Source organism: Desulfovibrio sp. SGI.133 (genome assembly GCF_050313955.1).
GTDB lineage: Bacteria > Desulfobacterota > Desulfovibrionia > Desulfovibrionales > Desulfovibrionaceae > Desulfovibrio.
In genome coordinates this window covers 117,665-139,789 of sequence record NZ_JBNPMK010000001.1, presented here as the reverse complement: position 1 = coordinate 139,789, position 22,125 = coordinate 117,665, and the positions used below count along the sequence as shown (strand labels likewise).

General features: G+C 62.8%; 19 protein-coding genes. 12 read left to right on the top strand and 7 right to left on the bottom strand.

Features of this window, described 5'->3' with window-relative positions:
- Genes hslV through ACQRBR_RS00620 form a run of 7 tightly spaced genes read right to left on the bottom strand, consistent with a single transcriptional unit; the run spans position 1 to position 7,463 of the window.
- Positions 1 to 534 carry an ATP-dependent protease subunit HslV gene (gene hslV / locus ACQRBR_RS00650; protein WP_072337505.1) on the bottom strand — a complete coding sequence of 178 codons (534 nt, stop codon included), beginning with the start codon at positions 532 to 534 and terminating at the stop codon, positions 1 to 3.
- Complete coding sequence (locus tag ACQRBR_RS00645) at positions 534 to 1,949, bottom strand: M48 family metallopeptidase (RefSeq protein ID WP_302261562.1); 1,416 nt, start codon at positions 1,947 to 1,949, stop codon at positions 534 to 536. Before ACQRBR_RS00645 ends, hslV begins: the two co-directional genes overlap by 1 nt.
- A gap of 10 nt (positions 1,950 to 1,959) precedes the next feature.
- The gene (gene cysS, locus ACQRBR_RS00640; protein ID WP_427812009.1) at positions 1,960 to 3,411 is read right to left on the bottom strand and encodes a cysteine--tRNA ligase; all 1,452 of its coding nucleotides are present in this window, start codon (positions 3,409 to 3,411) and stop codon (positions 1,960 to 1,962) included.
- 15 nt (positions 3,412 to 3,426) lie between these two features.
- Entirely contained in the window at positions 3,427 to 3,855 is a 429-nt protein-coding gene (gene rpiB / locus ACQRBR_RS00635) for a ribose 5-phosphate isomerase B (RefSeq protein WP_006005754.1), read from the bottom strand.
- A 15-nt stretch (positions 3,856 to 3,870) separates the two neighbouring features.
- Entirely contained in the window at positions 3,871 to 4,638 is a 768-nt protein-coding gene (locus ACQRBR_RS00630) for a hypothetical protein (protein WP_427812008.1), read from the bottom strand.
- Positions 4,635 to 6,365, bottom strand: coding sequence for a tetratricopeptide repeat protein (locus ACQRBR_RS00625; protein ID WP_427812007.1), 1,731 nt, complete (start codon positions 6,363 to 6,365; stop codon positions 4,635 to 4,637). The genes ACQRBR_RS00630 and ACQRBR_RS00625 overlap by 4 nt, the downstream gene beginning before the upstream one ends.
- Positions 6,366 to 6,368: 3 nt before the next feature.
- Entirely contained in the window at positions 6,369 to 7,463 is a 1,095-nt protein-coding gene (locus tag ACQRBR_RS00620; RefSeq protein WP_427812006.1) for a sigma-70 family RNA polymerase sigma factor, read from the bottom strand.
- Positions 7,464 to 7,630: 167 nt separating this feature from the next.
- On the opposite strand from ACQRBR_RS00620, the gene ACQRBR_RS00615 reads away from it, so the two are divergent.
- From ACQRBR_RS00615 to ligA, 12 genes are all read left to right on the top strand, one after another.
- Positions 7,631 to 10,033 carry a homocysteine S-methyltransferase family protein gene (locus tag ACQRBR_RS00615; RefSeq protein WP_427812005.1) on the top strand — a complete coding sequence of 801 codons (2,403 nt, stop codon included), beginning with the start codon at positions 7,631 to 7,633 and terminating at the stop codon, positions 10,031 to 10,033.
- Positions 10,034 to 10,037: 4 nt separating this feature from the next.
- Entirely contained in the window at positions 10,038 to 10,499 is a 462-nt protein-coding gene (locus ACQRBR_RS00610) for a TlpA family protein disulfide reductase (RefSeq protein ID WP_168935725.1), read from the top strand.
- Entirely contained in the window at positions 10,499 to 10,969 is a 471-nt protein-coding gene (locus ACQRBR_RS00605) for an N-acetyltransferase (protein ID WP_289616020.1), read from the top strand. The genes ACQRBR_RS00610 and ACQRBR_RS00605 overlap by 1 nt, the downstream gene beginning before the upstream one ends.
- Before the next feature lies 1 nt (position 10,970).
- Positions 10,971 to 11,516 carry a hypoxanthine phosphoribosyltransferase gene (hpt, locus tag ACQRBR_RS00600; protein WP_303879998.1) on the top strand — a complete coding sequence of 182 codons (546 nt, stop codon included), beginning with the start codon at positions 10,971 to 10,973 and terminating at the stop codon, positions 11,514 to 11,516.
- A 23-nt stretch (positions 11,517 to 11,539) separates the two neighbouring features.
- Positions 11,540 to 12,247, top strand: coding sequence for a DUF3426 domain-containing protein (locus ACQRBR_RS00595; protein WP_289616018.1), 708 nt, complete (start codon positions 11,540 to 11,542; stop codon positions 12,245 to 12,247).
- A 302-nt stretch (positions 12,248 to 12,549) separates the two neighbouring features.
- On the top strand, positions 12,550 to 13,887 hold the full coding sequence (radA, locus tag ACQRBR_RS00590; RefSeq protein WP_297159824.1) for a DNA repair protein RadA: 1,338 nt from the start codon (positions 12,550 to 12,552) through the stop codon (positions 13,885 to 13,887).
- Positions 13,888 to 13,894: 7 nt separating this feature from the next.
- Positions 13,895 to 14,530, top strand: coding sequence for a class IV adenylate cyclase (locus tag ACQRBR_RS00585; RefSeq protein ID WP_168935729.1), 636 nt, complete (start codon positions 13,895 to 13,897; stop codon positions 14,528 to 14,530).
- Complete coding sequence (gene clpS, locus ACQRBR_RS00580; protein ID WP_168935730.1) at positions 14,520 to 14,840, top strand: ATP-dependent Clp protease adapter ClpS; 321 nt, start codon at positions 14,520 to 14,522, stop codon at positions 14,838 to 14,840. The genes ACQRBR_RS00585 and clpS overlap by 11 nt, the downstream gene beginning before the upstream one ends.
- A gap of 7 nt (positions 14,841 to 14,847) precedes the next feature.
- The gene (gene clpA, locus ACQRBR_RS00575; RefSeq protein ID WP_321032298.1) at positions 14,848 to 17,154 is read left to right on the top strand and encodes an ATP-dependent Clp protease ATP-binding subunit ClpA; all 2,307 of its coding nucleotides are present in this window, start codon (positions 14,848 to 14,850) and stop codon (positions 17,152 to 17,154) included.
- The gene (aat, locus tag ACQRBR_RS00570) at positions 17,147 to 17,890 is read left to right on the top strand and encodes a leucyl/phenylalanyl-tRNA--protein transferase (RefSeq protein ID WP_427812252.1); all 744 of its coding nucleotides are present in this window, start codon (positions 17,147 to 17,149) and stop codon (positions 17,888 to 17,890) included. Before clpA ends, aat begins: the two co-directional genes overlap by 8 nt.
- Positions 17,890 to 19,911: an excinuclease ABC subunit UvrB gene (gene uvrB, locus ACQRBR_RS00565; protein ID WP_204625894.1), complete on the top strand. Its 2,022-nt coding sequence runs from the start codon at positions 17,890 to 17,892 to the stop codon at positions 19,909 to 19,911. Before aat ends, uvrB begins: the two co-directional genes overlap by 1 nt.
- Positions 19,912 to 19,913: 2 nt before the next feature.
- Positions 19,914 to 22,100 carry an NAD-dependent DNA ligase LigA gene (gene ligA / locus ACQRBR_RS00560; protein WP_427812004.1) on the top strand — a complete coding sequence of 729 codons (2,187 nt, stop codon included), beginning with the start codon at positions 19,914 to 19,916 and terminating at the stop codon, positions 22,098 to 22,100.
- Positions 22,101 to 22,125 lie beyond the last annotated feature (25 nt).

The window sequence follows — 22,125 nt, the reverse complement described above, 5'->3', positions numbered from 1 at the left end:
CTACAGGGTCTCGACCACAAAATGGTCATTGGTATAGACGCAGATCTCCGAAGCGATCTTCATGGATTCCAGGGCCAGCTCCCGGGCCGGAAGGCTGCTGTGGCGCAGCAGGGCGCGGGCCGCGGAAAGGGCATAGGGGCCGCCGCTGCCGATGGCAGCCACATCATCGTCGGGCTCGAACACATCCCCGTTACCGGAGAGCAGCAGGATATGCTCGCCGTCAGAGACCAGGAGCATGGCTTCCAGACGGCGCAGGTATTTGTCCTTGCGCCATTCCTTGGTCAACTCCACAGCGGAACGCTGCAGATTACCGCGAAATTCCTTGAGCTTGGCTTCGAACAGCTCGAACAGAGTGAAGGCATCGGCCGTGGCACCGGCAAAGCCGGCCACGATCTTGCCGTCATACAGGCGGCGTACCTTGCGGGCGGTATGCTTCATGATCATGGACTGGCCCAGGGTGACCTGGCCGTCCCCGGCCATGGCAACCTGTCCGTCCTTCTTGACTGCCAGAATCGTCGTCGCGTGCGTTTCTATCATCGGTCTTCCCAGATTTCCTTGCGTTCTTTGTACACCGCATCCAGCTTGCGGAAAGCCGCGCTGTCGGCGGATTTTTCCGTCTTTGCCTTGGCCTGCTTGAAGTAGCGCTCTGCCAGCTTGCGGTTGTTGGAGTAAATGGCACTGTAGGCCATGTGGATGTAGGCCAGTCCGGTCTTGCCTATGGAGCCCAGCGAACGGGCATAGGCTTCATGAACATCGGCGGCTTCCGGCACGGCCCGCAGGACTTCCGTATAGTACGGCTGGGCCTGCTGGGCGCGACCGGTCTCATCCAGCATGCGCGCATAAAAGAATCTGGCCATGAAATCGTTTTTGTCCAGCTGCATGGCCTGACGCAGCAGGCCTTCCGCCCTGGCCATGTCGCCTTTGCGGTAGTGGAAGGTCCCGGCTTCACGCAATACCAGCGGGTCCTTGGGGGCCAGCTGCAGGGCCTGATCGAAGGCGGCAGCAGCTTCGCGTACGTTGTTCCTGCGCGAAAGGACCATGCCCCGCCCCATGCAGGAAAGGGCATCCTTGCCGGAAAAACGCTGCAGGGCCGCCTGACTGTCGCCGTAGCGTCCCCAAAGGACGGTCTGGACCCTTTTGAAGCGGCGATTGTCGAAGGACCGGTTGCGGATGGAAGCGGGGAAGGAACTCAGCCGGGCCTGGATGCCGTTGATACGGTCGCCGATATCCGGGTGGGTGGACAGATAGGCGGGCACGCTGGCTCCCGCCATCCAGCTTTTCTGGCGCATGATCTTGAAGCCGCCCACCATGCCGGAAGGCGGATAGCCCGCCTTGGTCAGGTACTGCAGGCCGATCTGGTCGGCTTCGTTCTCATCCAGACGGCTGTAGTTGAGCATGGCGGACTGACCTGCGCCCAGGGCCCCGACGGCCACGGCGCCGCCCGCAGGCCCGCCGACGGCCACGCCGGCGATGGCCAGCAGCAGACTGCCTACGGACAGGTACTGGGCCCGCTCCAGACGCGAGGCCACATGGCGCTGGGTCACATGGGCCAGCTCGTGCGAAAGAACGCCGGCCAGCTGGCTCTCATCCTCGAAGTTCATGATCAGTCCGGTGAAGACATAGACATGACCGCCGGGGATGGCAAAGGCGTTCATGGCGTTATGCAGGATGACGCCGGACGTGAAAGTAAAGGGTTGGGGCGGGATGGCCTTGACCAGACGACGGACAAGGCCATCCACATATTTGCTGACTTCGGGGTCGTCGACCATGGGCAGGCTGGAGCGGATGGCCACATCGAATTTGTGCCCCATCTCCTTCTCGTCCTTGAGGGAGACCCCTCCGAAGAAGAATGCCCGGGCCGTCAGCGGCAGAAGCAGCTGGGCGACCAGGAAGACACTCAACATCACCAGCGCCACAGGGCGACGGAACTTCCCGAAACGATGCAGCATCGTCACCTCGCTAAGCTATATCCCAGACCTGCCCTTCCACGGTGTCGCGCACGGCCACGCCCAGTTCGGCAAGCGCGGCGCGCAGTTCGTCGGAGCGGGCAAAGTCCTTGGCGGCACGGGCCGCGGCACGCTCGTCCAGCAGGGCCTGCACGCGCGGCACGTCGATGTTCAGACGGGCCGCCCGCTGGTCACGCAGGGCCAGCAGGAAGGTGGCCGGATCCTGGCCGAACAGACCCAGCTGGGCCGACCAGTCATTGCGGCGCTCGAAGAACTCTTCCAACAGGCGGCGGGCGCCTTCGCCCGCGCGCAGTGCCTTGTCTTCCAGCACGCGGTTGACCAGGCGCACCTGGGAGAAGATGTGGCCAAGGGCCTGGGCCGTATTCACATCATCGTCCAGAGCGGCATTGAAGCCCTGGCCGTGTTCGTCCCATTCCTTGAGGATGTCCGCGGGCAGATCGACTTTCTTCCACTTGGCGCGTTCCAGAGCCTTTCCGGCCTCCAGCTGGCATTCATAGATGCGCTGCAGGGCCTTTTCGGACTCGTCCATGATGTCGGCCGTGAAGTCGATGGGGCTGCGGTAATGCTTGCCCAGCAGGAAGAAGCGCAGGGTCTCGGGCAGGTAGCTGGCCAGGATGTCGCGGATGGTCTTGAAGTTGCCCAGCGACTTGGACATTTTTTCGGCATTGACCTGCACGAAGCCGTTATGCACCCAGAAACGGGCCAGCTGGCAGCTGCAGGCGGCTTCGGTCTGAGCGATCTCGTTCTCGTGATGGGGGAAGATGAGGTCCTGGCCGCCGCCGTGGATATCCAGGGGCAGATATTTCTTGCTCATGGCCGAGCATTCGATATGCCAGCCGGGACGGCCCTTGCCCCAGGGGCTTTCCCAGAAGGGCTCGCCGGGCTTGGCCGCCTTCCACAGGGCAAAGTCCAGGGGATCCTGCTTTTCTTCACCGGGAGCCACGCGGGCACCGGCCTGCAATTCGTCCAGGCTGCGGCCGGAGAGCTTGCCGTAAGGCGGATAGGCACGCACGCGGAAGTACACGTCGCCGGACGGCACGGCATAGGCCTTACCCTGGGCGATGAGCTCGGAACAGAGATCCTGCATCTGCTGGATGTATTCGGTGGCGCGGGGCTCGTGATCGGCACGCACCACGTTCAGGCGGTCCATGTCTTCATGGAAGGCATCGATGTAGGTCTGTCCCACTTCACGCCAGTCGCGTTTTTCTTCATTGGCGCGGCGGATGATCTTGTCGTCCACGTCGGTGAAGTTGCGGACAAAGGTCACATCCAGCCCCAGAGCGCGCAGGTGGCGCACCAGCACGTCGAAGACCAGGGCGGAACGGGCATGGCCGATGTGGCAGTAGTCATAGGCAGTGATGCCGCAGACATACATGTTGACCTTGCCGGGCCGGACAGGGACGAATTCTTCCTTTTTACGGGTAAGGGTATTGTACAGCTGCATGACAGGTCCCACAGACTAGGCGTTGAGGAGGTCGATGCGGCGCTGATGGCGGCCGCCTTCGAATTCGGTGGACAGGAAGGTATCGACGATGGCAAGCGCCAGCTCCACGCCCGTGACCCGGGCTCCCAGGCACAGCACGTTGGCATTGTTGTGCAGGCGGGTGAAGCGGGCATGCAGTTCCGTGGTGCACAGCGCCGCGCGGATACCCTTGTGACGGTTGGCCGCTATGGACATGCCGATCCCCGTACCGCAGATCAGGATGCCGGGCACATCTTCGGCTTCGACAGCATTGCACAGGGCGTGGGCGAACACGGGGTAATCGCAGCTTTCCTTGCTGTAGGTGCCGTGGTCGGTGACCGTATAGCCCATCTTTTCCAGATGGGCGCGCAGGGTTTCCTTGAGTTCGATACCGGCGTGGTCACAGGCCATGTGGATGGATTTCATGATCTCTCCTTAGGGTTATTGCTGGGGAGCCGTGTAGCGTTCCAGGGGCAGCACCGGGGTGCTGTCCGGCAGAAGCAGACTCAGCTGTTCGTTATTGAAAGGAGCCGGGGCCTGGCGTTCCTTGACCAGCAGCACGGCCGTCTGGCCGTCAGGGTGGCGCAGGCTCACGCGACGGGGCAGACCGGCCTCGTCATACGCGATGGCCATGCTCCAGCCGCGGCTGCCGTCTTCCTGCCAGGCCACAGCCTGGCCTTGGGCGTCGATTTCCAGAAGGCCGCCCACGGCAGAAGAAAGGGTAAAACCGACATGGCCGTTGGCAAGGGCCTGGCTGTCGGAGTAGCGGTCACCGAAGACCGTCACGAGACGGCCGTTGAGCAGGGCAGCCAGCTCATCCAAGGCAAAAGGCACCGGTACGCCGACGCGCAGCAGGGGCTTGTTGCTGCCCTGATGGAAAAAGGCCCGGTTTTCCGTGGGACTGTACACGAGGAACTCGTCGCCGGATTCCCAGATCTTGGCTACCACGGCCCCGATACCGGCCATGACGTCCATGCGCAGGCTTTGGCTGTCATTGCCCCAGAGCAGGGCCGTGACACGCCGGGTATCGCCCTCCGTACCGAAACGCAGACTGGCGTTCAAAAGATAAGGGGCTTCCTTGACGGCCCCGCTGCGGGCCACGAAGGCCTGCCAGCGGTCGGCGCTGTCGGCAGGCGGCACGGTGGAAGGCTGGCGGGCACAGGCCGAAGCCATGAACATCAGGACGATGAGACAAAGAATCTTTTTCATAGGTCCCCCAGACGCCGGCGCAGGGATTCCGCATTGGCGGGTTTGAGTTTCAGGGCCTGTTCGTAGGCCTTGCGGGCTTCCTCTTTTTGGCCCGCGGCGGCGGCGATGTCGCCGTAATGTTCCAGTATCTCGGCTTCAGGCGAGGGGACGAGAGCCACCGCGCGCCGGATGTTCTGCAGGGCCTCTTCCGTGCGGCCCAGGCGGAACAGGGCCCAGGCCAGGGAATCCACAATGAAGAACTGGTCAGGGGCCAGACGGTCGGCCCGCTGCAGCAGCTCCAAGGCGTGTTCCAGATCCTTCCCCTGTACGGCCAGGCTGTAGCCCACATAGTTCAGGGCCTGATAGTGCTCCGGATGGCTGGCGATGATGCCCTGCATGACCTTCATGGCTTCATCGCGCTTGCCGAGGCTGTCCAGAAGGCTGCCGAGGGTAAAGGCCAGTTCCGAACTTTCCGGGACGATCTCCACGGCCTGGCGGGCCCTGGTCAGGGCCTCGTCCATGGCCTTGAGGCGGGCCAGCAAACGGACTTCCAGCAACAGCAGGGTCTCGTTGCGGGCATGGCGCTGTTGCAGATTGCGCACGGAGGCCAGCGCCTCCTTTTCCTTGCCCGCATCGGCCAGGATCTGGGCCTTCAGCCCTTCCGCCTGCACGGCCGTGGGACTGCCGGCCGGGATCCGGGCCAGCCAGCTCAGGGCCAGTTCCGTGTCACGGCGCTGGTCGCGGGCGATGCCGGCCAGCATCAGGAAAACGTCAGGCGGTACGCCCGGTTCGTCCAGCATCTCCTTGAGCAGCCGCTCTGCCTGCAAATAATGGCGGCTTTCCAGGAACATGCTGATGGCGGTGAGCTTGAACGCCGCGGCATCCGGGCCCTTGCGTAAATATTTCAGGGCCTTTTCCGGCTGGTTGAGACGCAGCGAAAGGTGGACGAGACGCAGGCATACATCCTGCTCGGAGACCTGGAGCTTGAGCAGCTTTTCGTAGATGGTGCGGGCCTCGCTCCACTGCTTTTGCTGTTCGTAGGCATAGGCCAGTTCCACCAGGGCCTCGACGAAGTCCGGCATGGCCTGGATGGCCTTCTGGAGCAGCGGAATGGCTTCCGCACGGCGCTGCATCCCGATCAGGGCCCGGGCATGGTAATAATCCACCATGGGCGTCCGCTCACCGGCAGCGATACTGCCGATGTGCTTTTCCGCCTCATCGAATCTTTTGGCCTTGACCAGCAGCAGGATCAGCTCCATGCGGGCATCCAGGGAGTCGGGATGCCGCGCCACGAAGGCCCGGATCTGCTCCAGGCCCTGTTCCGTCTTGTCGTGGGCCGCCAGAGCCTCGGCGCTGAACAGATTGAGGGGCAGATCGTCGGGCCAGACTTGCAGGCCCAGCTCCAGCAGGGGCAGCACCTTTTCCGAACGACGGCTGTCCAGCCACAGGGCACCTTCCAGCCAGGCTTTGGCAGGCAGAGTGCCGCCGGTCATCTGCTGGGCCGCCTGCAGGAGCAGTTCTTCATCCTCATCGGCAAGGGCCTGCATATAAAGAAGATAGGCGTAGGTATCCTTGGCGGCCGGCGAAAGCTCTTTTTCCTCGGGCAGGATCTCGATGCCCTGGAAAGAGGGAGAAGCGGCCCCGCTCCGGGGCTGGGTGGAGGCACAGCCGCCGCATCCCAGCAGGGAAAGGGACAGCGAACCGCTCAGCAGGGCAGAGCAGAGCAGGAGGATGATCTTGTTTTTCATAGATTATTGAATCCAGGCGTCGGAAAAGTCCTTGATGTCCAGGGCCAGATGCTGGCGGATCTTCTCCAGAAGACGGGCTTCCAGCTGGCGCACGCGTTCGCGGGTCACGTTATATCGTTCACCGATCTCGCGCAAGGTGACGGGGTCATCTGTCAGCAGCCGGTTCTGCAGGATGTAGAGTTCCTTCTCGTTGAGCTTGGGCAGGATGGTCTTGAGCTTTTCGCGCAGCAGCTCCGCCACTTCGGAATCCCCCAGACTGTCCTCGATGCCCGGCCCCAGGGCCGGAAGGAAGTCCATACGGGTGGCGCCGCCCGCATCTTCTCCCACCTGGGCGTTGAGGGAAAGGTCGTTGGCGGCAAGGCGCTGATCCATCTCCGTGATCTGTTCTTCACTGACGCCCAGACGCTCGGAGAGCATGGCGGCGTCGGGATCGAAGCCCTGGGCGATCAGCTTTTGCCGTTCACGATTGAGATTGTAGAACAGCTTGCGCTGCACCTGGGTGGTGCCGATCTTGACCATGCGCCAGTTATCCATGATGAACTTGAGGATGTAGGCCTTGATCCAGAAAGAGGCGTAGTAGGAGAACTTGATGCCCTTATCGGGGTCGAACTTGTTGACGGCCCGCATGAGGCCCACATTGCCTTCCTGGACGAGGTCGAGGACGTTCTGCATCCAGCGGCGCTGGAAGTCCATGGCGATGCGTACCACAAGGCGCAGATGCGACGAGACCAGCCGGAAGGCGGCGTCGGGGTCGTTGTGATCGCGTACCCGAACGGCCAGCTCGTGTTCTTCCTCGGGCTTGAGCATGGGGAAGCGGCTCACCTCGCGCAGGTAAAGCTGCAAACTGTCCCGGCCGCCGGTGGACGGCAGGCGGGGCATGGACGGCGCAGGGAGGCTGGATTCGTCATGGCTGCCTTCGGTGAGCAGCATGGGGCCGCCGTCGCCCACATCCAGTATCTCGCCCTGGTCGAGGCTGTCCTCATCGAGTTCTTCCAGCGTGTCCAGAGAGCTGTCTTCGTCTGCGGCATCCAGGACTTCCACGTCCGCCACAGGCGCGGAAGAAGGGTGATCGGGGACATTCTTGTTGTTTTTCTTCATTATTTTCCTCAGGGGGCTGATGACATCCCTGATGTCGGTGTAGCCCCATGCTATAGTTTTGATTTGTCCTTTTCAATGATTTTCAGTAGTAAAAGCCTTGCGGCTGCCTTGCGGCCGGCCCTTTGACGGGCAGATGCCACATTTTATTACAAAGGCTGGGTACAGGAATGAAATTTGTTCAGCGCCTTGCGGAAAGGCGCCCGTTGTTGCTCGATGGCGCCATGGGGACCATGTTGCAGGCTTCCGGCCTGCCGGCCGGGGTGAGCCCGGAAGAGTTCTGCATGGAGCGACCGGATATCCTTCAGGGTATCCACAAAGCCTATCTCGATGCAGGAGTGGATATCATCACTTCATGCACGTTCGGCGGCAATCCCTGCAAGCTCCCGGCCTCCCTGGATGTTTTTACGTTCAACAAGCGTATGGTGGAGACCGCGCGCGCCGCGGCCGCCCAGGCCGGGCGTCCTGTCTTCGTAGCCGGCAACGTGGGCCCGAGCGGTCATTTTGCCCGTCCGCTGGGCGATATGGAGCCTGAGGAACTCATCAAGGCCTTCTCGGAACAGATCCGCGGCCTCGTGGCCGGTGGGGCGGACCTCATCTTCATCGAGACCCAGTTCGACCTGGCCGAAGCCAGGGCCGCCGTGACGGCTGCGCGTCAGGTCTGCGACCTGCCCGTCATGGTCTCCATGACTTTCGAGCAGGGCGTCAGCCTGACGGGCTCTTCACCCACCATCTTTGCCGAGACCATGCAGAACATGGGCGTGGCGGCCCTGGGCACCAACTGCAGCCTGGGGCCGGATCAGATGCTGCCCGTGGTGGAAGAGCTGCTGTCGGTCTGTTCCTGCCCCGTCGTCGCGGAACCCAATGCCGGTCTGCCGGAGCTGCGCGGCTCGGAGACCGTCTTTCCTCTGGGGCCGGAGGCCTTTGCCCAGAAAACGGCGGCCTTCGCCGCCCGCGGGGCACGGGTGCTGGGCGGCTGCTGCGGCACCACGCCCCAGCATCTGGCGGCCCTGCGTCAGGCCCTGGAAAGCGTGACCTGCGACGAGCGTCCGGTGGTCAGCCCTTCGGGCATCTGCCTGACCAGCCGTTCGCAGCTCCTGCGCCTGGGAGAAGGGCAGCCGTTCAGCGTCATCGGCGAGCGCATCAATCCCACGGGCAAGAAGGAACTGACCCGCCAGCTGCAGGCCGGGCAGTTCGATGAAGCCTTCCGCCTGGCCGATGAGCAGCTGCAGGCCGGGGCCCGCATCCTTGATGTGAACGTGGGTGCCTCTCTGGTGGACGAGACCGTGCTCCTGCCCGATCTGGTGCAGCGTCTGGTCTCCCGGGTGGACGTGCCCCTGTCGCTGGATTCTTCCAATGCCCAGGCCATCGCCCGTGCCTTGCCCTACTGTCCGGGCTCCTTCCTTGTCAATTCCATCAGCGGCGAAGCCGGGCGCATGGAGCTGCTGGGGCCGATCTGCCGCGATTTCGGCGCGCCCTTCATCCTGCTTCCCCTGCAGGGGACGAAGCTGCCCGTCCGGGCCTCCGAGCGTATCGCCATCGTGGAAAAGCTGCTGGAGCAGGCCGACGCCCTGGGCATCCCCCGCCGTCTGGTGATGGTGGACATCCTGGCCCTGTCGGTGTCCTCCAAGCCTGAAGGCGCCCTGCAATGTCTTGAGATGGTCCGCTGGTGCCGCAGCCAGGGCCTGGCGACCACACTGGGACTTTCCAACGTTTCGTTCGGCCTGCCAGCCCGCGACCTGCTCAATGCCACCTTCATGGCCATGTGCGCGGGCGCCGGTCTGTCCTCCTGCATCGCCAATCCTTCCGCTCCCCGTCTGCATGAGGCCTGCGATGCCGTGGCCGTACTACAGGGGAGCGACAGCAACGCCGGTTCGTTCATCGCCTCCTATGCCGGCTGGAAGGCCAGCGGCGGTGTGGTCAGGGTCGGCAAGGGCCCGGGGGCCGCTGCCGAGACCCTGGGGGATGCCGTTCTTTTCGGCGATCTGGAAAACGTGCTGCCCCTGCTGGAAAAGGAGCTGGCCGCCGGTGCCGAGCCTTTTGCCCTGGTGCAGGACGTCCTGATTCCGGCCATCACCGAAGTGGGGACGCGCTATGAACGCCGGGAGTACTTCCTGCCGCAGCTCATCCGCGCGGCGGAGACCATGCAAAAGGCCTTTGCCCACCTCAAGCCCCTGCTGGAGAAGAGTCGTGGCCCCGAGGAACGTCCCGTGATCGTCATGGCCACTGTGGAAGGGGACATCCACGATATCGGCAAGAACATCGTCTGCCTGCTGCTGGGCAACCACGGCTTCGACGTCATCGACGCCGGCAAGGATGTCCCGGCGGAGCAGATTGTCGCTTGCGCTTTGGAACATAAGGCGCGTATCATCGGCCTGTCGGCTCTGATGACCACGACCATGGTACGGATGGAAGATACCATCCGTCTGGTGCGGGAGGGCAATCTCCCCATCAAGGTGCTGGTGGGCGGCGCTGCCGTGACCCAGGCCTTTGCCGATGCCATCGGCGCGGATGCCTATTGCGAAGATGCGGTCAGCGCAGTGCGGGCCGCCAAACAGTTTGTCACAGGATAATCCCATGAAGCGATTTATTTTGCCCCTGCTGCTTCTGACCCTGTTCCTGCCCTGCCTGGCGCAGGCCCAGGAGTACAAGACCGTGGGGCTCAAGGACCTGACCTCCATAGTGGCCCAGAACAAGGGCAAGGTCGTCATGCTCAACTTCTTCGCCACCTGGTGCCCCCCCTGCCGTGAGGAGATCCCGGATCTTGTCAGCCTGGCGCCCAAGTACGAGGGCAAGGTCGTCATCGTGGGGCTTTCGGTGGATGAGGACGCGAGCACGCTCCCGGCCTTCCTCAAGCGGCTGAAGGTCGACTACCCTGTGTACAGGGCCAGTGAAGACGTGATCCGCGCCTTCAACGTGCGCACCATCCCGCACAATGTTTTTTACGGCAAGAACGGGCGTCTGGCCCTGATGGGGTCGGGCATGGTCTCGAAAAAAGAACTGACGGAAATCTTTGATTCTCTCGGAGAGCAAAAATAATGAGCGACACCTACACGGTACGCCGTGCGACCATGGACGATGTGAAGGATATCCATGCCCTGCTGATGGAAAATGCGCGCAAGGGCCTGCTGCTGCCCCGTGCGCTGATCTTTCTGTACGGCCATGTCCGTAATTTCCTGGTCATCGACGACCCCCGGGGCGGCCTGGCCGCCTGTTGCGCTCTGGCGCCTGTCTGGGAAGATCTGGCCGAAGTCTGCTCCCTGGCCGTGCGCGAAGATCTGCGCAAGCAGGGCCTGGGCCGTAAGATCGTAATGGCCTGCGTCGATGACTGTCGCATCCTGCACCTCAAGAAGGTCTTCTCCCTGACGTATCAGGCGGCTTTCTTTGAGCGCATCGGTTTCCATGAGGTGGACAAGGGCGTCCTGCCCCAGAAGATCTGGGCCGACTGCGTGCATTGCGCCAAGTACCCCGACTGCGACGAAACCGCCATGTTCCTGGAGCTCGATTAAGATGAAGGCCATCAAGGAACGCAAGATCGTCTATACCTCCGGCCAGATCGCCGAACGCGTGCGTGCCATGGCCGCCGAGATCGATGCCGTTTACGGTGATGAACCCCTGGTGGCCGTATGCGTCCTCAAGGGGGCTGTGTTCTTCTTCACCGACCTCGTCCGGGCCATGCGCTCGGAGAACCTCGAACTGGATTTCGTCCGTCTGTCCAGCTACGGCAAGGGGACGTCCAGTTCCCGCCATGTGGTGTTCAGCAAGGACGTGGACTGCGACATCACCGGCAAGCATGTGCTGATCGTCGAGGACGTGGTGGACAGCGGCCTGTCCATGCAGTTCTTGATGCGTCAGTTCGAGGCCCGCGGGGCCCGCAGCCTGCGTCTGGCCGCGCTGGTGGACAAGAACGAACGCCGCGAAGTGGACGTTCATGTTGACTTTGCGGGCTTCAAGCTCGAGGAAGGGTTCATCGTTGGCTACGGCCTCGACTATGCTGAAAAATATCGGGCCCTGCCTGATGTGGAAGAGCTGGTCTTCGAATCCACCGGGGACTAGCACCTGCCCGCACCTGGAGCCAAATGATGGAAATTCAATGCCCTCACTGCGCCAGCCGTTTCAACCTGCCGGAACATCTTGCCCGGCCGGGTGCGAAATTGCGCTGCTCCGTATGCAAGACGGTCTTTGCCCTGCAATTGCCTGAGCCTGCCCCTGCGCCCATCCCGGATCTTCTTCCGGACGATGTGGAGCAGCCCCGCCCCCGGCGCCGCTGGCTGTTCTGGCTGATGCTGCTGCTCCTGCTGGCCTGCGGCGGTGCCGCCGTCTACTGGTACTGCTGGCATGAGCGCCCCCTGACACCTGTCCAGGGAACGGCAGCCACCGCTGAGAACATCGCTCTGCTGACCATGAAGGACGTGCGTCAGTATTATGTGAACAACGAAAAGATGGGCAAGATCCTGGTCATCGAGGGCAGGGTGGTCAATGAATTCCCCCAGCCCGTGAGCATGATCACCGTGGAAGCCGTGCTTTACGGTCAGGATCAAAAGGTCATCGCCTCCAATCGTCAGACCGCCGGCAACCAGCTGACCCCCTTGCAGCTCTCCGTACTGGACAAGGAAGCCATGGCCAGCCGTCTGGCCGACCCCGAGAAAGAGCAGGGGGCCAATGTGACCCTGCTGCCCGGTGCCAGCGCTCCCTTCATGGTCGTGTTCGATAGCCCGCCCAACGATGTCAGCGAGTTCTACGTCGCCATCGTGGATGCGCAGAAGGGAGTGCCCCTGCCCCGCTAGACATCCCGGCAAAACTGCTCTCAAGCCCCGCAAGGGGCTTTTTTTATGCCCTTGGGATACACCGGTGATGCCGAAAAGTGGGACGGATAAGCCCAGAAACTCTGCAATAGCGCGAAAGAGCGCATCGGAAAGAACTATGGAGGGGCATGTGATAAAAAACACAAATAGTGATGCACAGTCATGACGCAATTCCGCATCATGACTGCATCCGTGACGGCGCGATATTGCAACACACCGAGCACAAGAGCTGAACTTTGCTGCACATGCTTGCATGGGCTGCACTTTTTTTTTATTTTTATGCCATGGCTAAAACGAGAGAAGTCTTTATCTGTTCAGCCTGTGGCGCGCAGACCCTGCAATGGCGTGGTCAATGCCCCGGCTGCCATGAGTGGAACACCCTTCAGGCCGCGGCACAGCCCAAGGCCCTGTCCCGCAGCAACACCAGGGTATCCGTCCCTGCGGGCAACCGGCCTGTTCCCCTGCAGGACGTAGCCGAGACCGGGCATCATCCCTATCCCAGCGGCATCGCCTCACTGGACAGGGTGCTGGGAAAAGGGCTGGTGCCGGGTGCTGCCATCCTCATCGGCGGCGAGCCGGGCATCGGCAAATCCACCCTGCTGCTGCAGGTGGCGGGGCTGGTCGCTGCCCAGGGGGGCAGAGTGCTTTACGCCAGCGGCGAAGAATCCCTGCCGCAGATCAAGGCGCGGGGACAGCGGCTCGGCATGCTGCATGACAACCTGCTGGCCATGTCCACCTCCAGTGTGGACGAGGTCATCGCCGCTCTGGAGCTGGCTCCGCCCCGTTTGCTGGTGGTGGACTCGGTACAGACCATGAGCAGTGTCGATGCCGAAGGCCTTCCCGGCAATGTCAATCAGGTGCGTGCCGTGAGCATGGCCCTGCTGGAAGCCTGCCGCCGTCTGGGCGTCACGCTGGTGCTGGTGGGCCATGTGACCAAGGACGGTGTTCTGGCTGGTCCCCGCCTGCTGGAGCATATGGTGGATACCGTCATCTCTCTTGAGGGCGACCGCCGGCAGATGTTCCGCCTGCTGCGCGTTTTCAAGAACCGTTTTGGCCCCAATGAAGAGCTGCTGGTCTTCCGTATGGGGGGCCGGGGCATGGAAGTGGTGGATGATCCCTCCACCTTTTTCCTAGGCGATCGCGACGCATCCCTGTCCGGCACGGCGGTGGTCATGGCCGTGGACGGGCAGCGCCCGCTGGCGGTGGAAGTGCAGGCCCTGGTGGCCCGGACCTTCCTCAGCATCCCCCGGCGTGCGGCCCTCGGCTTCGATGCCAACCGTCTGCATTTGCTGCTGGCCGTGCTGGAAAAGCGCCTCAAACTCAATTTTGGGCAGGTGGACATCTATGCCAAGGTCGGCGGCGGTATGAAGCTGCAGGAGCCCGGGCTTGATCTGGCCCTGGTGGCGGCGGTGCTGTCGTCGTATTATGACGTGCCGCTGCCGGAAAAATGTGTCCTGTGGGGCGAAGTGGACCTCAACGGTCAGGTACGGCCCGTGGCCGCCCACGACCTTCGTCTGGCCCAGGCGCGCCGTCTGGGCTTCGAGCCCGTGATCCATCCCGGCAAGGGCGGCATCGCGACCATCGCCGACCTGCAGCAGAAACTCTTTCATCGCAAACAGTGAGCATACCATGGCTCTTGAAATAGAACGCAAATATCTCGAGGTCGACTTCGACAGCTTGCGCCGTCGCCTGCGCCAGTGTGGCGCGCAGGGAGGGGACGTCCATCTGGAGCGGAACCGCATCTATGACCTGCCTGACGGCTCCTTGCGGGCCGGGCATCACCTGCTGCGCCTGCGCTCGCAGGAATGGCCGGACCATGCGCAAAACGTACTGACGCTCAAGTTGCCGCCCGTCTCCGCGCCGGATGCGGCCTTCAAGGTCCGTGAAGAGCGGGAGACCCCCGTTACCGACGCCGCGCAGATGCACGGCATCCTGGAAGGCCTGGGCTATGTGGTCCGTGCCTGCTATGAAAAAATCCGGGAGACCTGGACGCTGGAGCATACCAGTATCGACATGGATATCGTCCCCTTTGCCCGTGTGGTGGAGCTGGAGGGGCCCGAGGAAGAAATCCTGCGTCTGGAAGCCCTGCTGGGACTTGACGACGTCCCCGTTAGTACTCAAAGTTATCATTATCTTCATCAGGAGTGGCGGCAGCGGAATAATCTGCCGCCCGACCTGTCGTTTGTGTTCACGCCCGAAGAACTGGCCCGCTGGCGCCGGGATCTGGGCCTGCCTACCGTGGAGGATAGCCCTCATGGCCGATGAAACCTGGAACGAGCCGGGAACGGATACTGCCACCATCGTCAAGAAAAAGGTCAAGGAACCGGACCGTTATGTGGTCCTGCTCCACAACGACGATTATACGAGCATGGATTTCGTCGTCGGCGTCCTGTGCGACATTTTCCACAAGACACCGGAAGAAGCCACGGCCATCATGCTGGCCGTCCATCAGCAGGGCATCGGCCAGTGCGGCGTCTACACGCATGAGATAGCGGAAACAAAGGTGGCGCTCGTCAGGCGGCGGGCCCGCGCGGCGGGCTTCCCCTTGCGCTGCACCATGGAAAAATATCGTTGAGGATCATATGCTCAGTGCTGCTGTTCAGGAAGTTTTGAAGGTTGCCGTCCAGGAAGTGCAACGCCGCAGGCATGAATTGCTGACGGTGGAGCATATCCTGTTCTCATTGACGACCGTAGCCCCCGGCCGCCTGCTACTGGAAGGCAGCGGGGCCAGTGTGGCGGTGTTGCGCGAACAGCTGGAAGGCTTTTTCCGTAACGAGATGCAGGTGCTGCCGGATCAGGGCGAGCACGAAGTCCATCAGACCGCCGGTGTGCAGCGGGTGCTCGAACGGGCCCTGGGGCATATCCACGCTTCGGGACGGAGCCAGGTGGAACTGGGCGACCTGTTCGTGGCCATCCTGGATGAAGAGGACAGTTATGCTCACTACTTCCTGACGCGTCAGGGGGTGGACCGCTTGGACGCGCTGACCTTCATCTCCCACGGTATGCCGGAAGGGGGCGGATCCCGGGGCGTGGCTCCCGATGCCGCCAAGGATAAGGAAGAAGGCGAAGCCGGGGAGAACGTTCTGGAAAAGTACGCCACCGAGCTCACCGCCCGTGCCCGTGACGGCAAGATCGATCCTCTGGTGGGCCGTCAGGAAGAACTGGACAGGGCCATCGAGGTCCTGTGCCGCCGCCGTAAGAACAATCCCCTGTTCGTGGGCGATCCCGGTGTGGGCAAGACAGCTCTGGCCGAAGGTCTGGCCCTGCGCATCGCCCAGGGGCAGGTCCCCAAAAAGTTCAAGGACGTCAAGATCTACGCCCTCGATATGGGCCTGATCCTGGCCGGTACCCGCTATCGCGGCGAATTCGAAAGCCGCCTCAAGGCCATCGTGGAAGAGCTCAAGAACATCCCGGATGCCGTGGTCTTCATCGACGAGATCCACACCATCGTGGGCGCCGGGGCCACTTCCGGCGGTTCCATGGACGCTTCCAACCTGCTCAAGCCCGTACTGGCCAGCGGGGAGCTGCGCTGCATCGGCTCCACCACCCATGAGGAGTTCCGCAACCATCTGGAAAAAGACCGGGCCCTGACGCGGCGCTTCCAGCGCATCGACGTGGGGGAACCCAATGCCGAGGACTGCTTTGCCATCCTCAGCGGCTTGCAGTCCCATTACGCGGGCCATCACCGCGTGCGCTACAGCGAGACCGTGCTGCGCAGCATCGTGGACCTTTCCAACCGTTATGTCCGTGACCGTCTGCAGCCTGACAAGGCCATCGACGTGATGGACGAAGTGGGGGCCGCCGTGGACCTGCGCCGCAAGGATGAAAAGCGGACGGCCGCCGTCACGGTGTCCGACGTGGAACGCATCGTGGCCCGTATGGCCGGCGTGCCCGTGAGGACGGTCTCGGGGCAGGAGCGGAATCGCCTGGCCAATCTGGAAAAGAACCTCAAGCAGATCGTCTTTGGGCAGGAAGAAGCCGTAGAGCAGACCGTGCGCGCCATCCTGCGTTCGCGTGCGGGCCTGGGGCAGCGTCAGCGGCCCACGGGCGCCTTCCTCTTCTATGGCCCCACCGGCGTAGGCAAGACGGAGCTGGCCCGCGGGCTGGCCCAGACCATGGGCGTGGAGTTCCTGCGCTATGACATGAGCGAATACATGGAACCGCACACGGTCTCGCGGCTCATCGGTTCGCCGCCAGGCTATGTGGGATTCGACCAGGGCGGCCTGCTGACCGAGGCCGTGCGCAAGGCCCCGTATTCCGTGGTCCTGCTGGACGAGATAGAAAAGGCCCATCCCGACATCTTCAACATCCTGCTGCAGGTCATGGACTACGGCACCCTGACGGACAATTCCGGCCGCAAGACGGACTTCTCCCACACGGTGCTCATCATGACCTCCAATGCCGGGACGTTCGAGATGTCCAAGGCCAGCATAGGCTTCGGCAAGGCCGCGCCCGAAGATGCGGCCCGCAAGGCCCTGGGGGCTGTGGAACGGTTGTTCACGCCCGAATTCCGCAACCGTCTCGATGCCATGATCCCGTTCCGGGCCCTCACGCCCGCCATGATGCAGCGCATCGTGGACAAGTTCCTGCGCGAGATCGGGAACAGCCTTGCGGAACAGCAGGTCACGCTGGCCTCTACGCCCCGTGCCCGTGCCTGGCTGGCGGAAAAGGGTTATGACCCCGCCATGGGCGCGCGTCCGCTGCGGCGTTTGCTGCGCAGCCGGGTGGAAGACGCCCTGGCCGGTGAGCTGCTCTTTGGCCGTCTGCGCCACGGCGGTCTCGTCCGCCTGGGGGTCAAGGACAATGAACTCGTACTCCAGTTCCCTGACGCGGCCCCTGCACAGGGCGCGGAAGCGGAGGAGGGGGATGACGGCCGCAACGATGCGTAAGCAGATAGCCCTGTATGCGGCGCAGTTCCCCACGCCGGGATGCTGTACCGCGGAAGGGATATTGTGTGCCGGTGGCGATCTGCTGCCGGCACGTCTGCTGGCAGCCTACAGTCGGGGCATCTTTCCCTGGTACGGTGAGGACATGCCCCTGCTGTGGTGGTGCCCTGATCCCCGCTGCGTGCTGCCGCTGGAGGACTTTCATCTGCCGCGCCGCAGTGCCCGGGCCTTGCGCAACCGTCCGTTCGAACTGCGGATGGATACGGCCTTTTCCCGCGTCATCCGGGCCTGCGCGGCGCCCCGCCGCGACAGTGAAGGGACATGGATACTGCCCGAGATGATAGCGGCCTATGAGCGCCTGCATGCCCTGGGCTATGCCCATTCCGTAGAAGCCTGGCGGGATGGGGAGCTGCTGGGGGGACTGTACGGTGTGGCCCTGGGGCGGGCCTTTTTTGGGGAATCCATGTTCCACCGCTGCCCCGAAGCCTCGCGGGCGGCCCTTGCGGGCCTGGTGGCGTTCCTGCGTGAGCGGGATTTCCTCCTGCTGGATTGCCAGCAGGCCACGCCCCACATGCTGGCCATGGGCGCGCGGGACATCCCCCGCAAGGAATTCCTGGCGCTCCTGCGGCAGGCTGTGCCCGTTCCTGATCCTGAACCTGTCTCCCAGCTGCCGTGGCAGCCGTGGCGGATGGCTTTCCGCTATGATGCTGCCCTGGGCTGGCTTCCTGACGAGCGATGATGAACCAGTCTCCTTTCAAGCTCCATAGCGCCTATGTCCCTACAGGTGACCAGCCGGAGGCCATCGATTCCCTGGTGGCCAATCTGGAAGCCGGTGTGCCGGAACAGATCCTGCTGGGCGTGACCGGCTCCGGCAAGACCTTCACCATGGCCAATGTCATTGCCCGCTGCGGACGCCCGGCGCTGGTGCTGGCCCCCAACAAGACGCTGGCCGCCCAGCTCTACAACGAGTTCCGCGAATTTTTCCCGCAGAACGCTGTGGAGTATTTCGTCAGTTATTACGACTACTACCAGCCGGAAGCCTATGTGCCCGCCTCGGACACCTACATCGAGAAAGATTCGTCCATCAACGACAATATCGACAAATTGCGTCATGCCGCGACCCATGCCCTGCTGACCCGGCGCGACGTGATCATCGTGGCTTCGGTCTCCTGCATCTACGGCCTGGGCTCGCCCGAATTCTACGCCCGTATGATCATTCCCGTGGAAGTGGGGCAGCATATGTCCATGGATGCCCTCATCACCCGCCTGGTGGAAGTTCAGTACGAGCGTAACGACTATGACTTCCATCGCGGGACCTTCCGTGTGCGCGGGGACGTTTTGGAGATCATCCCCGCCTATCATCACGAGCGGGCCTTGCGCATCGAATTTTTTGGAGACGACATCGACTCCATGCGCGAAGTGGATCCGCTGACCGGGGACGTGCTGGCGGAAGTGGGCAAGACCGTCATCTATCCGGCCAGCCACTTCGTTTCCGCCCAGGACAACCTTAAGCGGACCACGGCCGACATCCGGCAGGAACTGCTGGAACGGCTGACGGCCTTCAAGGCCAGCGGGCGACTGGTGGAGGCGCAGCGTCTGGAGCAGCGGACCCAGCTTGATCTGGAAATGATCGAAGAGCTGGGCTACTGCAACGGCATCGAGAATTATTCCCGCCATCTGGACGGCCGCAAGGCCGGGGAACCGCCTTCCTGCCTGCTCAACTATTTCCCCGAGGATTTTATCCTGTTCGTGGACGAGTCCCACATCACCGTGCCGCAGGTGGGCGGCATGTTCAAGGGCGACCGCTCGCGCAAGCAGACCCTTGTGGACTACGGCTTCCGCCTGCCCTCGGCCCTGGACAACCGTCCCCTGCAGTTCGACGAGTTCCGCTCCCTGCTGCATCAGGTGGTCTACGTTTCGGCCACACCGGGCAAATACGAGATGGACCAGTCCCAAGGCATCATTTCCGAGCAGATCATCCGGCCCACGGGGCTGGTGGATCCGGAAGTGGAGGTGCGTCCCACCAAGGGACAGATGGAAGACCTGCTGGGAGAATGCCGGGAACGCATCCGGCGCGGGGAGCGGGTGCTGGTGACCACCCTTACCAAGCGCATGGCCGAGGACCTGACCGAGTATTGCTGCAATATGGGCGTCAATGCCCGCTATCTGCATTCGGATATCGACACCCTGGAGCGTTTGCAGATCATCAGGGCCCTGCGGCAAGGGGAGTTCGACGTGCTGGTGGGTATCAACCTGCTGCGCGAAGGTCTGGACATCCCCGAGGTCTCGCTGGTGTGCATCCTCGATGCCGACAAGGAAGGCTTCCTGCGTTCCACCGGATCGCTCATCCAGACCTTTGGCCGTGCGGCGCGCAACGTCCACGGGCATGTCATCCTGTATGCCGATACGGTCACGGCCTCCATGCGTGCTGCCATGGACGAGACCGAACGGCGCCGGGCCAAGCAGACGGCCTATAACACGGAGCACGGCATCACGCCGCGGAGTACCCGAAAAAGTCTTGAATCTCCGCTGGATGCCCTGTATGTGGATACCAGTTCTTCATCCCGGGGCAAGGGTAGGGGACGTGCGTCCCGTCAGGACGATGCCGTGCCCCTGACTGCCGAAGATACCGCGGCGCTGGTCCAGCGTCTGGAAAAAGAGATGCGCGAGGCGGCCCGGGAACTGGAATTCGAGCGTGCCGCCGCCCTGCGGGACCGCATCCGGGCCCTGCGTGAACGCCTTATCGCCCTGCCGGAGTGATCATGAGTCCAGAACAGCTTTCCCTTTTCGGTGCCCCTGCCGCGCCCGCCCCCCAAAAGCGGGCCGAGAAAAAGGCTGCGGAGAAAATCGTCGCGCCTTCTGCCGCAGCCGCAACCCCGGCGCCTGTGGATCCTTTGAGCCTGCCCGAACCGCCAAAGGACAGACCCCAGGAGCGGATGGCCTGGCTGACGACCATCCTGGAGCACCACAATTACCTGTATCATACGCTGGACAAGCCGGTCATCAGCGACGACCAGTACGATGCCCTGTTTCGGGAGCTGAAGGTACTGGAGGAAGACCACCCGCAATGGCGCAGTCCCCATTCGCCCACGCTGCGCGTGGGAGGCGGTTTGCTGGGCGGTTTGCCCAAACAGCGCCACCGTCAGCGCATGTACGGTCTGGACAACGTCTTTTCCGCTGAGGAATGGCAGGAATTCGTGGCCCGCATGCAGCGCGCCTTGCCCGAAGCGCCGCTGGCCTTCTGGTGTGACCCCAAGCTGGATGGTCTTGCCCTGGAGATCATCTATGAGGATGGCGTCCTGCAACAGGCGCTGACCCGCGGCGACGGGGAAGAGGGCGAAGTGGTCACCGAGGCCGTACGCACCATCCGTACGGTCCCCCTGCGGCTGCGCGGGGCCGGTCCCTTCCCGGAACGGCTGGAAGTGCGCGGCGAGGTGGTCATCTACAAAAAGGATTTTGCCGCCATCAACGAGCGCCGGGAATCCCTGGGCCAAAAGCTCTTGGCCAATCCGCGCAATGCCGCTGCCGGTGCCCTACGCCAGCTGGATGTCGCCAACACCCAGCAGATGCCCCTGCGCTTTTTGGCCTACAGCCTGGGCGAGGCCCGCTGGGGACAGGCGGCCCCCTGTCATTTCCAGCACGAACTGGCGACCCGGCTGCGTGACTACGGTTTTTTGACGCCGCCCGACGGCAAACTCTGCGCCGATCCGGCCGCTGTGGAAGCCTATGTGGAAAGCGTGCGTCAGGGCAGGGCGGATTTTCCCATGGAGATCGACGGTGCCGTGGCCAAGCAGGACGATCTGGAAGCGCAGGAGGCCCTGGGCTTCACGGCCCGCGCGCCGCGTTTCGCCATCGCTTTCAAATTCCCGGCCATGCAGGTGCATACCCGTCTGACCGGTATCGAGATCCAGGTGGGGCGTACCGGTGTCCTGACCCCTGTGGCTCAGCTGGAGCCGGTGGCCGTGGGCGGAGTCATGGTCACCCGCGCCACTTTGCATAATGAAGACGAGATTCTGGCCAAGGACGTGCGGGTAGGGGATACGGTCATCGTGCAGCGGGCAGGCGATGTCATCCCCGAAGTGGTGGGCCCGGTGCTGGAGGAACGCCCCTCGGGGGCAAGGCCGTTCGAATTCCCGCATATCTGCCCCGTCTGCGGCGAGCCGGCCCACCGTGAACCCGGTGAAGCGGCCTGGCGTTGCGGCAATATCTCCTGTCCGGCGGTGCGCTTGCGCTCCATCTGTCACTTCGTGTCCAAGGCTGGTCTGGATGTGCAGGGCGTGGGACAGAAATGGATAGAGCAGCTGGTCAGCAGCGGGCATGTCACCAGCCCGGAACAGCTGTTCCGGCTCACCGTGCAGGATCTGCTGCCCTTCGACCGTATGGGCGACGTGCTGGCCCGCAAGATCGTAGACGCTTTTGATGATGCCCGCCACAATGCCACGCTGGCCCGCCTCATCAGTGCCCTGGGCATCCGCCATGTGGGCGAGCAGACCGCCCGCATGCTGGCGGCGCATTTTCACGATATGGATGCCCTGGCGGCTGCCGATACCCAGCGCCTGCTGGAGCTGCCGGATGTGGGGCCCGAGGTGGCCAGCTCCATCCGCAGCTTTTTTGAAAGCCCGGCCAACCAGCATATGCTGGCCGGATTGCGTGAGGCAGGTCTGTGGCCCGTGGCTGCGGCAGAGCCTGCCGAGGCAGCCGGGGTGGGCGGTCCCTTGCAGGGGAAGAACATCCTCTTCACCGGTACCCTTTCCATGGCGCGGGGCAAGGCCAAACAGCTGGCTGAGGCGGCCGGCGCCGTGGTGCTGGGCAGTGTGAGCAAAAAACTGGATATCCTTGTGGTGGGCGAAAATCCGGGCAGCAAACTGGAAAAAGCCCAAAGCCTGGGGATCACCGTCCTTGATGAAGCAGCCTTCTTGGATCTGCTCGCTGACAGGATGGACGCATAACTTTCAACAGAACAGGACAGGTGAA